This window comes from Microlunatus endophyticus, assembly GCF_014646195.1.
In the GTDB taxonomy this organism is placed as follows: domain Bacteria; phylum Actinomycetota; class Actinomycetes; order Propionibacteriales; family Propionibacteriaceae; genus Microlunatus; species Microlunatus endophyticus.
This window is the reverse complement of record NZ_BMMZ01000008.1, coordinates 52,915-67,786: the sequence shown is the minus strand read 5'-3', so window position 1 is coordinate 67,786 and position 14,872 is coordinate 52,915. Positions and strand designations below refer to the sequence as shown.

Sequence of the window (14,872 nt, the reverse complement as noted above, 5' to 3'; positions counted from 1 at the left end):
TCGCTCATGCGGAGACTGTCGCGGGGTCGGGCTCGACGGCGACTGTGAGGTCGTCGTACTTGCCGCTGAGCACATCGTCGAAGACTACCGGCTGACCCAGGGTCGAGGAGATGTACAGGGACTTCACCAGGGCCAGCGACAGCAGCGCCTCATCGACGGTGACCAGCGGCTGGCGGCCCTCCGTGATCGCGGCGGAGATGTCGTCGTACTGCCGGGAGTGCCCGGCGACGAAGCCGTCCGGACGGTTGCGCGCACCGGCGAACTCATCTGCCTCGGCCTGCTGCCCGAGGACCTGCTCGGCCTGGTTGCCGATCGTCTTGGCTTCGCGCAGGTTGTCCGAGACCTCGCCGTCACCGGCGTGGTAGTAGCGCAGGTTGTCGTTGTCGATGATCGCCGAGCCCAGCGAACCGTGCACCTGGACCCGAGCGGTCAGGCCCGGGTAGGCGGCCGTCGTCATGTGGATGACGGCCAGCGCCCCGGACTCGAAGCGCACGGTCGCCACTGCGGTGTCCTCGATCTCGATCCGCTCGTGGGCCAGCTGTCCGGTGTGCGCGAAGATCTCGGTCGGCCGACCGCAGAACCAGCGCATCAGGTCGATGGTGTGTACGCCCTGATTCATCGCCGCGCCGCCACCGTCGAGCGCCCAGGTGCCGCGCCAGTCACCCGAGTCGTAGTACTGCTGGCTGCGGTACCAGGCCATGGTCGCCACCGCCGAAGTGATCCGGCCGAGCTTGTTGTTCTCCACGGCGTCACGGACCAGCGCACTGCCCGGGTCGAACCGGTGCTGGCTGATCACCGACACGACCTGTCCGGCAGCATTGGCGCGGGCGACCGCATCGGCGAATTCACGCCCCTTGGCGATCGAGACGTCCAGCGGCTTCTCGATCACCACATGCTTGCCGGCCGCCAGAGCCTCCAGCGCGTTGTCGATGTGGTATCCGCTCGGTGTGCAGACGACGGCGAGATCAACGGGCGTGGACTGCAGCGCATCCGCGATCGACTCGTAGACGGCCGGGCGCTCGGCATCCTCACCGGCAAGGCCCTCGGCGATCGCCTCGGCCCTGGCCGGCACCACGTCGACCAGTGCGGCCACAGTGAAATCCGGGTGGGCGGTCAGCACCGTTGCATGATGGATGCCGATGACCCCACAGCCGATGATCAACGCCTTGAACGGAGCCTTCGCCCCGGTCGTCGATTCACCGCTCGAGTCGCTGGTCGATCCGTTGACCGCTTGGTTTGTCACGAGTCGTTCACTCCCGCTGTCTGCGCCGCATGTCCGGCTGCTCTGGTTTCTGGGTCTGCAAGCGTCATCCTGCCTCCACCCGCCGGCAGCACGCTAGATTCGGCGATCACGCGCTGACAAGCGTTTGCCAGGCATTTCCGTGCCTGCCACCGATCCGTCGGAGATTGTGCTCGGCGAAGATCTCCGCCCGCGGCTCAGCCGGAGATCTGCCGACCCTGCAGCGCTGCCGTCATCGGGGTGCCTGCCTCGATGGTGCGTCCGACTGTGCACAGCCGGTCGTGGGATTGCTTGATCGCCCGCTCCAACACCGCCGCGGCCTGCCGGCCACCCTCGTCGTCGGCGAAGCTGACGTCGAAGTCGAGCAGCAGACCGGTCAGCCGGTTCCCGAGTTCGTCGTCGGTCTTGGTGCCCGAGGAGGTGGCTGAGAAGGTCTGCGGTTCGGCACGCTTGCCGGTGATGAAGTCGACGTCGACCGCACTGCAGCCCGCGATCGCCGCCAGCAACAACTCCACCGGGGTGAAGTCTTCGTCCTCGCCGGTCCCGATGCTGATCGTCCCGCCACGGACGTTGGTGGCCAGATAGCGACCCTTCTGCTGCCGCTGCAGGCTTACGGTGCGCTGATTCGCTGCCATCTTCCGGTCGGTGTCCCCGGCCGTGTTCTGGCTCGCTGATTCCGCCATGCCGTCATCCTGCCACCCGGTCCCGGGCCCGTTGGTCAGTGCACCGGGCCGGCGGTTCGGGACCCGGACCGGTGCAGCGTGTAGCTGGCCGGCTGGGCGGGACCGGTCCCCGGCTGCGCCACCAGATCGGCGAAGCGCTGCCAGGCTGCCGCGAAGTCAGGCCGCCAGCGTACGGTGCCCTCGATGTCCAGCCGCAGCGTCGGCGTTACCGGGTGCGGGCGGACCACCCTGAAGCCCTGCGACTGCCAGAAGGAAACCGGCAGCAAGATCATCGAGGAATCCGTGCCACCGTCGGCGTGCGGGACCCCCGGCACAGCGAAGGTGCCGATCACCTCGATCACACCGACCTGGCGTTTGGCCAGTTGGGCCGCCGCGCTCCGGACCAGATCCTTGGCGACGCCGCGGCCCCGGCACTCCCGGCAGACCGCGACGGCCATGAAGACGGCCGCGTCAGCACTGAACGCCTCTGCCGAACTGCCACCCGGGCCCGGCAGCGGCACGAACGGGACGAGTTCGGCCGGCGCGAAGGTGAGATATCCGCCGATGTCACTGCCGGCCTGCGCCTCGACCCCACAGATCCCCCACAGGTCGGTCACCTCCTCGATCCAGGACGGCGGTTCGACGCCCAGAGTGCCGAATCCGCAGTGTCCACAGGGATCACCGATTTCCGAGAAGCCGGATCGTGAGATCGGCCGCATCCGGTAGCTGCTCACCGACCGCCTCCAGGCACCGAGGACTGTGTCTCGTCCTGGCCCGTGCCGGTCCTTCCCGCGCGGGGCGAGCCGGGCGCGGTCGCACCCAGACCAGCAAGGAAACCGGCCAACACCCCCAGCGCGACACCGGCCCCCAGCCAAGCGACCCAGTGCCACACCCGACGTCCTGTCGGTAACGATTCCGACCGACTCATGACCTCCATGCTAGGAGACTGTCCAACAATCCGCTCGCGGCCGGCGCCTCCCCCAGCAGCCCCTCGTCCGGCACCGTGCCCGGCACCCCCGGGCCTGGTGCCACCGCGGCAGGGCCCCATCAGGTTCGCCATCCGGTTCGCGGTCCGGTCAGGTTGCTGCCGATCCTGGCCAGGGCACCTATCGTTGGGGTGTGACTGTCGACCATCCGGGCTCCGAGGGGGCGGGATCCCCGCTGCCGGCGCGCCGGGACACCCGCCTGGACCCGTACATCGGGACGTACGCCGAACGCACCCACGGTATGACGGCCTCGGCCGTCCGGGCGCTGTTCGCCGTCGCCAACAGGCCCGAGGTCGTGTCATTGGCCGGAGGGATGCCGAATATCGCCGACCTCCCCTTGGAGTCGCTCGGCGGGGCGATCGCCCGACTGGTGGCCGAGCACGGCACCCGGGCGATGCAGTACGGCGCCGGCCAGGGCGAGCCGGTGCTCCGCGCACAGATCTGCGAGGTGATGGCGGAGGAGGCGATCAGTGCCCATCCTGATGATGTTGTGGTCTCGGTCGGATCCCAGCAGGGGCTGGCGCTGCTCACCCAGGTGTTCTGCGACCCCGGCGATGTGATCCTCTGCGAGGCGCCCAGCTATGTCGGCGCGCTAGGGGTGTTTCGTACCTACCAGACCCAGGTCGTCCATGTCGCGATGGACGCCGACGGCCTGGATCCAATTGCGCTGCGGGAAGCCATCGCCAGCTGCCGGGCCGCCGGCAAGAAGATCAAATTCATCTACACGATCCCGAATTTTCACAATCCCGCCGGCATCAGCCAGCCGCTGGAGCGCCGCCGGGAGATCTTGGCGATCGCCAAGTCGGAGGGGATTCTGATCGTGGAGGACAATCCGTACGGCCTGCTCGGATTCGACTCCGAGCCGACACCGGCGATCCGCTCCCTCGATGACGGCGCGGTCGTCTATCTCGGCTCGTTCTCCAAGACCTTCGCACCCGGATTCCGGATCGGCTGGATCCTGGCCCCGCACGCGATCAAGGAGAAACTCGTGCTGGCACAGGAGAGTGCCACGCTGTGTCCCCCGGTCTTCTCCCAGTACACGATCTCGGCCTACCTGCAGAATTTCGATTGGCGGGGTCAGATCAAGAAGTCGCGCGAGCTCTACCGGGAGCGACGTGACGCGATGCTTGCCGGACTTCAGGCACACATGCCGCCCGGCACGAGCTGGACCCGTCCCGGCGGCGGATTCTTCGTCTGGTTGACGATCCCGGCTCCGCTGGATGCCGAGGCGATGCTGCCGCGGGCGGTAACCGCGCGAGTGGCGTACGTCCCCGGCAATGCGTTTTACGCCGACGGCCTGGGCACCCGGCACATGCGACTGTCCTACTGCCTACCGACCCCGGACCAGATCATCGAGGGCACCCGGCGGCTGGCTGAAGTAATGGGGAACGAGTTGTCGATCAATGCGATCTTCTCCAACCCTGGAAGGCCGCGCGCTCTGCATCCGTACGAGGCGCCGGGCCCGGATCAACGGTGACGGCCGGTCCGGTTGCCGTACAGCGATTCTGATGTTGATCTTGGTGTGGGAGTGGTTCGGTGAATAGTCCGAGTGTGCTGGTGCTGGCGGGTGGGTTGTCGCACGAGCGCGAGGTTTCGCTGCATTCCGGACGCCGGGTGGCCACGGCGCTGCGAAGTCAACATCTTGACGTGATCGAGAGTGACGTCGACTCCGGCCTGGTCGAGCGCATTGCCACGGCCGGCGAAGTGGTCGCTTTTCCCTTGCTGCACGGCGAAGCCGGCGAGGACGGGTCGCTGCGCGAGGTGCTCGCGCTGCTCGACGTCCCATTTGTCGGCTCGATCGCATCGGTTTCGCGGATCGCCTTCGACAAGTCGATCGCCACCCGGGTGGTGGCTGGCGCCGGTGTTGCGACGCCTGTCCAGGTGGCGTTGCCGCACGAGATATTTCGCGAGCTCGGTGCGGCGAGTCTGGTCGCGGCGTTGGGCGAGCAGGTCGGCTTCCCGATGATGGTCAAACCCTCGCGAAGCGGTTCAGCACTCGGCTGCAGTCGGGTCGACTCCCCCGAGCAGCTGCCGGCCGCGATGGTGGCGGCCTACGCCTACGGCCAGGTAGCCGTCGTCGAGACCTTCATCGAGGGCACCGAGGTCACCGTAGGTGTGGTCGACCGGGGTGACGGCCCGCAAGTGTTGCCTGCGGTGGAGATCCGTCCGGAATCCGGTGTCTACGACTACGCCGCTCGGTACACACCCGGTGCCACCCGCTTCATCTGCCCGGCCGGACTCGACGACGAGGTCGCCGATCGAGCTGCCCAGGCAGCGCTGCGGGTCCATAAGACCCTCGGCCTCGCTGACCTGTCGCGTACGGATCTGATCATCGACCGCTCCGGGGAGCCGGTCTTCCTGGAGACCAACGTGGCGCCTGGGATGACGGAGACCTCGGCGATGCCGCTTGCGATCGAGGCCGCCGGCGGTGATCTGGGCGACACCTGCGCGGCCCTGGTACAGAACGCGTGGAAGCGCGGCATCCGGGCGATGAATCCGACCCGGTGATCGACGAAGCCCACACGACGAAGCCCACACGATGAGACTCGCACGATGAGACCCGCACGATGAGCTCAACACCCGAGGTCGACACTCCCCCGGTGTCCCGGGCCCCCTTGATCCTGCGACAGCTGGGAATCGTGCTGCTCGGGCTCGTCCTGGCCGCCGTCATGGTCGGCCTTGGCCTGTGGCAGCTCGGCGTCTACAACGCCCAGGGTCAGAAACAGGCAGCGGAACGCGCCTCCGCGCCGGCCGTCGCGCTCGACTCGGTCGCGCGGCCCGGTCAGCAGGTTGGCGACGCCTACGGCCGACAGGTCAGCTTTTCCGGCAGTTACGACAAGGCACTGCAAGAACTGATACCTACCGGGTCGGGCGACCGCTACCGGGTGCTGACCGGTCTGCGGTTGCCCGACGGCGGCATCCTGCCCGTCGTCCGGGGCATGGTTGTCGGCAGGGACGCGCCCGCCCCGCCGACCGGCCAGGTGTCCGGAACCGGAATCTTCATGCCGTCGGAGGGATCCAATCCGGACCCGGCCGATCCGAGCGCCCAGCCGACGACCGTCGTACTGCCGACGCTGACCCAACAGTGGAACGGCCTGCTCGTGAACGGCTTCGCCACCCTCGGAGCCGACCAGTCGCGGGCGCAATCCCTTCAGCCGGTCGTCGTCAGTCTGCCTTCGTCGCACGGGCGGTTACAGAATGGCTTCTACGCCCTGCAATGGTGGGTCTTCGCAGCATTCGCCATCTGGTTCGGAGTCAGGATGGCGCGTGACTTCGGCCGCAACGGCGGCCTGATGGGCGGAGACACAGACGACGAGATACGCGGGGATAGGGACGGCGCCGGAGCCACACCCTCGCAGAAGAAGGATGCACATCCTGGCACGGTCGGCGGGTCCGGCCTGATGTCGATCACGAACCCTGCGGCTGAGCCGGTGATGAGCGCCCGGAGGCAGCAGGCGAACACCGATTCCGCGAGCGACCGGACTACGACATAGAGTAGTAATCATGCGCGGTGCTCTGACCCGATATCGGGTGATGGCCTACATCGTCGGCTGCCTGCTGGTCGTTCTCGTGTGCATCGGCATCCCCCTGCAGGTGTGGGCAGGCGACGACCGACTGGTCAGCGTCGCCGGGGTCGCTCATGGCTGGCTCTACATGCTGCTGATCATCACCGCGGTCGACCTCGGCCGCCGGGTGCGCTGGCCGTGGTGGCGGATCATCCTGATTGCGCTCGCCGGTACGGTCCCGTTCGTGACATTCGTTGCCGAGCACTACGCCACGAAGGACGCTCGCATTCGGATCCCGCTGGTCGAGGAGCGAGAGCGGGAACGGGAGCGCGAAGGTCAGGCCGCCGAAGCAGAAACTGAGTCCTGACCCACCGCATACCTCTTAACAGCTATAGCGATTTGTCGACAAATCTCTATAGCTGTTCCTCATCTCCAGCTTTTCTTACTTGTTCCGGACCAGCAAGGCCGCGATCCGCTCCAGGTCCTCATCGGATGCGAATTCGATCGTGATCCTCCCACGCCCGCGCCCCTGATCCACCCGGACTCGCGTCTCCAGCCGGTCGGAGAGTTCTGCGGCGAGCTCGGTCGCCTGCGCTGACGGCTCGCGCTTCGATCGGCTGCGCTCTGGGCGATCCTGACTGGTGCCATCGCCCAGTGCGGCCAGTTCCTCCGTCGCGCGGACCGAGAGTCCTTCTGCGACGATGCGCTGAGCCAGCCGTTCCTGGCCGGGCTGGTCTTCGATCATCAGCAGCGCTCGGGCGTGGCCGGCGCTCAGTACCCCGGCCGCGACTCGGCGCTGGACGGTCGGTGGCAGCTTGAGCAGCCGGATGGTATTGGAGATCTGGGGACGGGACCGCTTGATCCGCTTGGACAGCTCTTCTTGCGAACAATCGAAATCCTGGAGCATCTGCTGATAGGCAGCAGCCTCCTCCAGCGGGTTGAGCTGGCTGCGGTGGAGGTTCTCCAACAAGGCATCCCGAAGAAGGTCGGCGTCCTCGGTCCGCCGGACGATCGCCGGGATCACGTCCAGGTCGGCCGCCTGGGTCGCGCGCCAGCGACGCTCACCCATCACCAGTTCATAGGCCGCCTCACCCCCGTCGGAATCGAGCGGTCGTACGACGACGGGTTGCAGGAGGCCGACCTCCGCGATCGAGGCCACGAGCTCATTCAGCTCGTCTTCGTCGAAGACCGTCCGTGGTTGTTTGGGATTCGGGCGAATGCTCCGTACCGGTAGCTCCGCGAAGTACGAACCCTCGGGTACTTGCACTTGGCTCGCGGCTGCTGCCTGCGCTGCGTCATGCTCCTGCTTTCCCGAGTCCGAGCGAGCGGCGTCGGCTGAGGTGACCGTGACCTCATTCCTGCGGTCGTCCGGGGGGCTGGGCGCACGGTCCGCGGTGGGCTCGGAGCGCTGGAGGAGTTGTCCGAGTCCGCGGCCGAGTCCTCGAGGGGCTGCGTTGCTCATGCGTTCTCCTTCACACCGCGTCGGGCAAGTTCCCTGGCGGCCTCGAGGTATGACACGGCGCCGGCCGAGTCCGGGTGATACGTGATGACAGTTTGTCCGTAGCTGGGCGCCTCGGAGATCCTCACGGACCGCGGAATCACAGTCGGCAGAGTCTGCTCACTGAAGTACGAGCGGACCTCGTCGGCGACCTGCGATGCCAGCCGCGTCCGCCCGTCGAACATCGTCAAGAGCACTGTGCTCAACTGAAGTTCGTCGTTGAGCTCGGCCATCACGAGATCGATCGTGGTCATCAATTGCGACACTCCCTCGAGCGCGTAGTACTCGCACTGGATAGGGATCAGTACCTCGCGTGCAGCGACCAGCGCATTGAGGGTCAAGAGTCCGAGCGACGGCGGGCAGTCGAGCAGCACGTAGTCGGTCGGATGTTCAGACAAATAGCTCCGCAGCGCCCGCTTGAGCTTGTTCTCCCGCGCGACGACCGAGACAAGCTCTATTTCGGCGCCGGCCAGGTCAACCGTGGCGGGGAGTACCTTGAGTCCGGGCGCCTCCGGCGAGTCCACGACCAGGTCGGCGATCTCGTCGCCGTCGATCAAGACTTCGTACGTCCCTCTCACGCCCTGTCCGTGCTCGATCCCGAGGGCGGTTGAGGCGTTGCCTTGAGGATCGAGATCGACGACAAGGACCTCGAGCCCGCCGAGAGCTAGGCCGGCGGCCAGATTGACCGATGTGGTGGTCTTTCCCACGCCGCCCTTCTGGTTTGCCACCACAATGATCCGGGTTGACTCTGGAGCCGGCATCGGCTCGACGCGCCGCCCCGTTCCACGTGAAACGGGGCCGGTGGTGCCCTCATCGGCATCGACAGGCGGCGGGCTCGCTTGAGATGCCGGGATCTCAAGCTTGGCGCGTCGCGGTCGCACGACCGGTTCGGCGGCGATCGGTGCTTCCCCGGCACCATTTGGCGGCAAGGTGAAGCTCGACGTTGCGGCCGTGGGCTCTGCCGCCGTCCCGTCCGACGGGTTACCGTCGGCCAAGTTCTCCCGCGGGTGATCGTCGGGTACCGAGGGGGTGACGGGCATCGCCGGCTCTACGACCGTCGCGGCACTGGTACCCGCCGGGGGCTCAACATCCTCCGGTGATGCGGTGTTGCCGACCTCGCCACCGCCCGGCGCCGCGGACGTTCCACGTGAAACATCGGTCGAATTCGAATCCTCGCCATCGACCGTCTTGGACCCGAACGGCCAACCGAGGAGTCGGCTGATCTTCGGACGGCGCGGCCAACCCAGCCCAGTCTCGCCGGCCCGACCCACACTCGGGGAATTCGTCGACATCTACCCTCACTCCGAAACCACCCCAACGGTGGTGTCGGCCCAACGCTACAAGAAGCCGCCGACGGTCCCTCGCAGGCGTGCCGGGTCCGGGTCAGGGTCCAGCGGACAACCAGCGCCTCGGTCGATAACGGCTCAGGTCGACAACGACTCGGCCAGGGTCATCTCGGGCGACTCGGGTCAGCCGATCAGGCGCCGCACGGCGTCGACGACGATCTGTCGACGACGGGCATCGTCAATTGGTCCAAGCACGGCGAGATATTCCGGAAGGCTCACGGCCCACAGCAGTGACACATGGACGACCAGGCCGAGCACCTCCGCCGCAGAGAATGCGTCGTCCAAGGCGCCATCGCGCTGGGCCTGGGCAATCGCCGCCACCTTCGCCGAGTTGCTCTCGACAACGGCCTCGACCAATCCCTGAGATCCGTCGGCACGCTCGAGCAAGTACCACGTCACGAGCCGCCGAACCCACGGCCGCCGTTCGTAGGAGTCGTACAGCCGTCCTGCGTACTCCGGCAGATCGTGGGCGTCGATCGGCACGTCGTCAACCGTGCCCCTGGCCATATCGGAGAATGCGGCGTCGAAGAGCGCATCCTTGCTCCCGAAGTAGTGGTAGATCTGCGCCTTGTTCGACTTGGCGTCGGCGGCGATCCGGTCGACCCGCGCTCCTGCGATCCCGTACGCCGCGAACTCCTTGGTCGCGGCGTCAATGAGCCGGCGCTTGGTCGCCTCGGCGTCGCGCTCCATAGTGCCCAGTATATCAACTAACCAGACAGTTGATTATCAAGACGATGAGGTGTTCACTGTAACTAACCAACTGGTTAGTGAATGGAGATACCCGTATGTCTTCCGTCTTCCTCGTATCCGGCGCCTCCCGCGGTCTCGGCAGGGCGATCGTCGCAGCCGCGCTGGAGAGCGGACACCACGTCGTCGCCGGAGTCCGTCACCTCGATGCCTTGGCGGACCTCCAGCAGACCGTCGGGGACCGCCTGGCCGTCGTGTCGCTCGACGTCACCGACACGGACGCGACCCGCGCGGCCGTTACGACTGCACTGTCCCGGTTCGGTCGCCTGGACGTCCTGGTGAACAACGCGGGCTACGCGAACATCGCTCCAATCGAAGATGTCGCCCTCGACGACTTCACCGCCCAGCTGAACACGAACCTCCTGGGCGTCGTCCGGCTGACCCAGGCGGCGCTGCCGCTGATGCGCCAGCAGAGATCCGGCCACATCATCCAAGTCTCGTCGGTCGGTGGCAGGCTCGCGACTCCGGGCCTGGCCGCCTACCAGTCGGCCAAGTGGGCGGTCGGCGGATTCTCCTCGGTGCTTGCCGCCGAAGTCGCACCGCTCGGCATCAAGGTCACCGTCCTCGAGCCGGGTGGCATGCGCACCGACTGGGCCGGGCCCTCGATGCGGGTGGATGCCATCCGCCCGGAGTATCAACAGACTGTCGGCCAAGCCGCGGCCATGCACAACAGCGCCCAGCTCGCTGCCAACGACACCAACAAGGTCGCCCGGGTCGCCGTCGATCTGATCAAGGAAGACAATCCGCCCCTGCGACTGCTGATAGGTCCGGAGGCGTACGCCTACGCCACCGCGGCGGCGAGGGCCCAGCTCAGTCAGGACGAGCACTGGCGTGAACTCTCCCAGTCAACCGTCGCAGACGACGCGACCCCGGGACAGATCGATCCACTGGGTCGACTCGGACAGTGAGCTCGGACAGTGAGAAATGTCAACCAGGTAAGAGATCTGACGGTTCATCATGGACTTCATGATCAACCAGACAATGATCAACGAGGACTGTGATCAGCGAGGACTGTGATCAACAGCATCCGGCCGGAGTGATCAAGAGCTGGGCAGGGTCTCAGCGGACGGCCCGGACGCGTACCACCTGGGTCGACTCCGCCCTCGGATGCGCCCGGACACTGACCACATCGGCGTACAGCCGACGCTTCGTCAGCAGTTGTCGGGACTGATCGATCTCGTCGGCCGCCGAGCTGCCCTTCAGAGCCAGCAGTTCTCCGGCGGGACGCATCAGCGGCAGACACCAGGTCAACAGCCGGGGGAGTGGCGCGACCGCACGGGCGGTGATCACGTCGTACTGGGCGTCGTGGTCCTCCGCTCGCGCGCGCACCACGGTCACGCGGTCGGTCAGGCCGAGCTCGGTGACTGCCTCGGCGAGGAAGGTGGCCCGTCGCAGGAGCGGCTCCAGGAGCGTGATCTGCAGGTCGGGACGACGGATCGCCAGCGGGATTCCCGGCAGCCCGGCGCCGCTGCCGACATCGACCACCGAGACGCCGTCGGCCACCAGGTCGGCCATGGCCACTGAATTCAGCACGTGCCGATCCCAGATCCGGTCGGCCTCTCGCGGCCCGATCAATCCCCAAGAGGTTCCTCGATCTAGCAATATGTCGACATATTGACTTATTGCCTCGAAGTTGGGGAATACCTCCCGAGCGAGTTCCGCAGTCACGGCGTCGTGCTCACACGCCCGGCAGGATCACGACCCGGCGCTGCGGCTCCTCACCCTCCGACTCACTGGTCAGGCCGGCGCCGGCGACGACGTCGTGGACGATCTTGCGCTCGAACGGATTCATCGGCGCCAGGCGGACCGCCTCGCCGGAGTCCTTGGCCTCTTGGACCGCGTCGGTCGCCAGCTCGGTCAGCGCCTTGCGGCGACGCTCCCGATAGCCGCCAATGTCCAGCATCAGCCGGCTGCGGTTACCGGTCTCGGTGATCACAGCGAGCCGGGTCAGCTCCTGCAGCGCCTCGAGAACCTCGCCGTCCGTGCCGACCAGGACATCGGAGTCGGTCAGCACCGAGACATGGGCCCGGCCGTTCTCGACGAACGTGTCGATGTCACCGTCGAGGTCGGCGATGTCCAGCAGTTCCTCGAGATAGTCAGCGGCGATCTCACCCTCGGTGTCCAACGGGTTGTCCGACTCGTCATCCCCCGCGTCGTCCTCGGAGTCGTCGCCCGCGGAATCAGCGTCGGCACCAGCATCAGCATCGGTGTCAGACTCAGCGCGCTCGCCGCCGGCCGCGACGTCCTCGCCGGTCACGTCGGCCGCGGCTCCTTCGGCCGACTCGCCCTGGCCGCCGTCCCCTCCGTGCTCGAGATCGGTGCGGGTCACTTCGACCGACTCCTCGGCAGAATCCTCGACAACGGTGGTTTCTTGCTGGCCGTCAACCACGGCTTCCTCCTGTCACGGGGCAGGGCGGACCTGCCATCGGGCGCCCGCTCCGCAGGGAGTGTCCGGGCAGCTGAAATCTGGGTCAGTTCTTGCGTTGAGATCGTGGCTGTCGCCGGGGCTGCTGCCGGACCGGCTGTTGGCGTACCGGCGCCTGCCGGACCGGGCCGGACTGGCCGTTGACAGCTCCGTCGGCCGCACCATTGGTGGCCGCTGAGCCATTGGACTGGCGTCCGACAACCGAACCCGAGGTGGCGACGGTCTTGGGCCTGCCGTTGGCGCGCGCATCCTTCTGCGCCGCGACCTCGCGGGGGTCGAGACCCTTGCGCCGCTGGCGCTCCTCCCAGGCCACGTACGCATCGGTGCCGGGGAGCGGATTGTTGCGAATCACGTAGTACTGCTGGCCCATCGTCCACAGCTGCGAGGTCACCCAGTAGAAGAGCACGCCGATCGGGATGTTGACGCCCATGAAGACGAAGATCAGCGGGAAGAGGTACAGCATCATCTTCTGCTGCTGTGCCATCGGGCCTTCCATGGCCTCTTTGGGCATGTTCTTGCGGGTCAGCTGCAGCTGCGTGTAGAACATCGTGGCTGTCATGATCACGATCATCACGGCGGCGACGAGCTGCACGTTGCCCAGCGAGTGCACCGGCCAGAACTTGTCCGCGAGCCGGGCACCGAACACCTCGGACCGGTTCAGCGAGGTCAGCAGACCGGGGTCGCGCTCCAGCCAGTAACCGTGCGCGGTCGGCAGCCCGGTCTTCGGATTGATCTGCGAGGCGCCGATCAACACCCGATAGAGGGCGATGAAGATCGGCGACTGCAGCAGCAGCGGGAGACAGGACGCCATCGGGTTGGCGTTCTCCTCGCGGTAGAGCTTCATCGTCTCCTGGCCGAGGCGCTCCCGGTCATGGCCGTACTTCTTCTGCAGCTCTCGGATCTTCGGCTGGAGCAGCTGCATCTTGCGCGAGGAGTGGATCTGCCGGACGAACAGCGGGATCAGGATGATCCGGATGACCACGGTCAGGCAGATGATCGACAGCGCCCAGTTCCACCCGGACCCGGTGCCCAACAGCGGCGACCAGATGTGGTGGAAGAACACCAGGATGCCCGAGACCGCCCAGTAGAGCGGGGTGAAGATGGTGTTGAAGAAGCTCCCCAGTGCCGACCCGATACTCAACGGGGCCAACAGGGGAAGGAGGGTCTCCATCAGTTCACCATCTCTTTCTCGTGCGCGTGCTGGTGCGCGTGCTGGTGCGCTTGGCCAGGTGCGGCGTCGTGTTCGGGATCGGTGCCCGGCACCGGGTCGTAACCGCCACGCGCCCAGGGGTGGCACCGCAGCAATCGCCGGGTTGCCAGCCAGCTACCTTTGGCCGCGCCATGGGTCTGGACCGCGGTGAGGGCGTACGCCGAACAACTCGGGTAGTAGCGGCAGACATTGCCGTAGAGCGGACTGATGACCAGTCGGTAGGCCTTCAGGAATCCGATCAGCAGGTATTTCATCGCCGTGCGCCTTCCCGGGGCGGGCGAGCAGCCCGGATCGGTCCGTGGGTCAGCATGCGTCCTCCCCGTCCGGGGGTTGCGGAGTCCGGCGTCCGTGGCGCGAGCCTGCCGGTTGGTATCCAGGCTGCCACTGTCGGGCAATTCGAGACCATGCGTAGCCCAGATCGTCCGGCACCCGGTCGGGATCGGTGGCCGCCGCGGGCAGTGCCCGGACGACTACCCGGGCCACCGGCGGCGTACCGTCCAGTCGTTGGGCGACGAGGTGGCGTAGCCGACGCTTCACGCGGTTGCGGACCACCGCCGTACCGACAGCCTTCGACACCAGGAAGCCGACCAGCGGCCCCTGCTGCCCCTCGGGTCCAGCGGTGCCCTCGTCGACGACCGAGTGCAGCACCAGCGTGCGGGTGCCGATCCGGTGGCCGCGTCGTACGGTCTGGGTGAAGTCCGCACCGGACCGCATCCTCACCGACCGCGGCAGCACCGGACATCACCCACTGTCTGATTCGTGATCTCGTCCGGGACGGCGCGACTGGCAGGCGTCAGCCGGCCAGGCGCTCGCGACCCTTGCGCCGGCGGGCGGCCAGGACGGCGCGACCGGCACGGGTGCGCATCCGGTGACGGAAACCATGGGTACGGCTACGGCGCCGGTTGCTCGGCTGGAAAGTGCGCTTGCTCACGGGTTACTCCGACGTTCGGTTGCATCTGTAGGACCGTCGCCCGAGTGCCAGGCGCGGAATCTGGGTCGCGGTCTGCTTCCTCGTCAGGTTCGAGGCGGCAAACTTCTGACCGGTCTACGGTACGCAACGGCACCGTCAGGGTCAAACTGAGGCCCGGGTCGGGCCTTGTCCACGCGACACGCCGGAACAGCCGGAACTTTATCGGCGTTTCTTGCGACTTGGAACCTTCGATTGCTAGGTTCACGGTCTGCCGGTTGTCCTTGCACGTCAGGTCAGAAGCAGGCCCCACAGAGTACGGACCCACCCCTCGTCGCAGATGGG

The 14,872-nt window shown here is 66.7% G+C and carries 17 protein-coding genes; 5 read left to right on the top strand and 12 right to left on the bottom strand.

Annotated features, from left to right (window positions below):
• Positions 1–4: 4 nt before the first annotated feature.
• The 3 genes from IEY07_RS15785 to IEY07_RS15775 form a co-directional block, all read right to left on the bottom strand.
• Positions 5–1,243: a Gfo/Idh/MocA family protein gene (locus IEY07_RS15785; RefSeq protein ID WP_229670170.1), complete on the bottom strand. Its 1,239-nt coding sequence runs from the start codon at positions 1,241–1,243 to the stop codon at positions 5–7.
• Positions 1,244–1,437: 194 nt separating this feature from the next.
• Positions 1,438–1,923 carry an OsmC family protein gene (locus IEY07_RS15780; protein ID WP_229670169.1) on the bottom strand — a complete coding sequence of 162 codons (486 nt, stop codon included), beginning with the start codon at positions 1,921–1,923 and terminating at the stop codon, positions 1,438–1,440.
• A 35-nt stretch (positions 1,924–1,958) separates the two neighbouring features.
• Positions 1,959–2,636, bottom strand: coding sequence for an N-acetyltransferase (locus IEY07_RS15775; protein ID WP_188896356.1), 678 nt, complete (start codon positions 2,634–2,636; stop codon positions 1,959–1,961).
• 385 nt (positions 2,637–3,021) lie between these two features.
• Between IEY07_RS15775 and IEY07_RS15770 the strand changes: the two genes are divergently transcribed.
• From IEY07_RS15770 to IEY07_RS15755, 4 genes are read left to right on the top strand one after another with little or no spacing between them, the layout of a single operon-like run.
• On the top strand, positions 3,022–4,365 hold the full coding sequence (locus IEY07_RS15770; protein ID WP_229670168.1) for an aminotransferase-like domain-containing protein: 1,344 nt from the start codon (positions 3,022–3,024) through the stop codon (positions 4,363–4,365).
• Between the two features lie 59 nt (positions 4,366–4,424).
• Positions 4,425–5,396, top strand: a complete 972-nt coding sequence (locus IEY07_RS15765) for a D-alanine--D-alanine ligase family protein (protein ID WP_188896355.1) — start codon at positions 4,425–4,427, stop codon at positions 5,394–5,396.
• A 59-nt stretch (positions 5,397–5,455) separates the two neighbouring features.
• Complete coding sequence (locus IEY07_RS15760; RefSeq protein ID WP_188896354.1) at positions 5,456–6,382, top strand: SURF1 family protein; 927 nt, start codon at positions 5,456–5,458, stop codon at positions 6,380–6,382.
• 10 nt (positions 6,383–6,392) lie between these two features.
• Complete coding sequence (locus tag IEY07_RS15755) at positions 6,393–6,761, top strand: DUF3817 domain-containing protein (RefSeq protein WP_188896353.1); 369 nt, start codon at positions 6,393–6,395, stop codon at positions 6,759–6,761.
• A gap of 75 nt (positions 6,762–6,836) precedes the next feature.
• Here the strand turns inward: IEY07_RS15755 and IEY07_RS15750 are convergent, their stop codons facing one another.
• The 3 genes from IEY07_RS15750 to IEY07_RS15740 all read right to left on the bottom strand — a co-directional run bounded on the left by IEY07_RS15750 (position 6,837) and on the right by IEY07_RS15740 (position 9,928).
• The gene (locus tag IEY07_RS15750) at positions 6,837–7,856 is read right to left on the bottom strand and encodes a ParB/RepB/Spo0J family partition protein (RefSeq protein WP_188896352.1); all 1,020 of its coding nucleotides are present in this window, start codon (positions 7,854–7,856) and stop codon (positions 6,837–6,839) included.
• A complete protein-coding gene (locus tag IEY07_RS15745) occupies positions 7,853–8,932 on the bottom strand; it encodes a ParA family protein (RefSeq protein WP_308422949.1) in 1,080 nt (359 codons plus the stop codon). Before IEY07_RS15745 ends, IEY07_RS15750 begins: the two co-directional genes overlap by 4 nt.
• A gap of 429 nt (positions 8,933–9,361) precedes the next feature.
• The gene (locus IEY07_RS15740; RefSeq protein WP_188896351.1) at positions 9,362–9,928 is read right to left on the bottom strand and encodes a TetR/AcrR family transcriptional regulator; all 567 of its coding nucleotides are present in this window, start codon (positions 9,926–9,928) and stop codon (positions 9,362–9,364) included.
• 95 nt (positions 9,929–10,023) lie between these two features.
• Between IEY07_RS15740 and IEY07_RS15735 the strand changes: the two genes are divergently transcribed.
• Positions 10,024–10,893 carry an SDR family NAD(P)-dependent oxidoreductase gene (locus tag IEY07_RS15735; protein WP_188896350.1) on the top strand — a complete coding sequence of 290 codons (870 nt, stop codon included), beginning with the start codon at positions 10,024–10,026 and terminating at the stop codon, positions 10,891–10,893.
• 151 nt (positions 10,894–11,044) lie between these two features.
• Here IEY07_RS15735 and rsmG read toward each other — a convergent pair whose 3' ends face one another.
• The 6 genes from rsmG to rpmH form a co-directional block, all read right to left on the bottom strand.
• Entirely contained in the window at positions 11,045–11,653 is a 609-nt protein-coding gene (rsmG, locus tag IEY07_RS15730) for a 16S rRNA (guanine(527)-N(7))-methyltransferase RsmG (protein ID WP_188896349.1), read from the bottom strand.
• A gap of 10 nt (positions 11,654–11,663) precedes the next feature.
• Positions 11,664–12,242, bottom strand: a complete 579-nt coding sequence (locus tag IEY07_RS15725; protein WP_229670188.1) for a Jag family protein — start codon at positions 12,240–12,242, stop codon at positions 11,664–11,666.
• Between the two features lie 214 nt (positions 12,243–12,456).
• The gene (gene yidC / locus IEY07_RS15720; protein ID WP_188896348.1) at positions 12,457–13,581 is read right to left on the bottom strand and encodes a membrane protein insertase YidC; all 1,125 of its coding nucleotides are present in this window, start codon (positions 13,579–13,581) and stop codon (positions 12,457–12,459) included.
• Positions 13,581–13,874, bottom strand: a complete 294-nt coding sequence (gene yidD / locus IEY07_RS15715; protein ID WP_188896347.1) for a membrane protein insertion efficiency factor YidD — start codon at positions 13,872–13,874, stop codon at positions 13,581–13,583. Before yidD ends, yidC begins: the two co-directional genes overlap by 1 nt.
• 49 nt (positions 13,875–13,923) lie before the next feature.
• Positions 13,924–14,355 carry a ribonuclease P protein component gene (gene rnpA / locus IEY07_RS15710; RefSeq protein WP_188896346.1) on the bottom strand — a complete coding sequence of 144 codons (432 nt, stop codon included), beginning with the start codon at positions 14,353–14,355 and terminating at the stop codon, positions 13,924–13,926.
• 58 nt (positions 14,356–14,413) lie between these two features.
• A complete protein-coding gene (gene rpmH, locus IEY07_RS15705; protein WP_188896345.1) occupies positions 14,414–14,551 on the bottom strand; it encodes a 50S ribosomal protein L34 in 138 nt (45 codons plus the stop codon).
• Between the last annotated feature and the right edge of the window lie 321 nt (positions 14,552–14,872).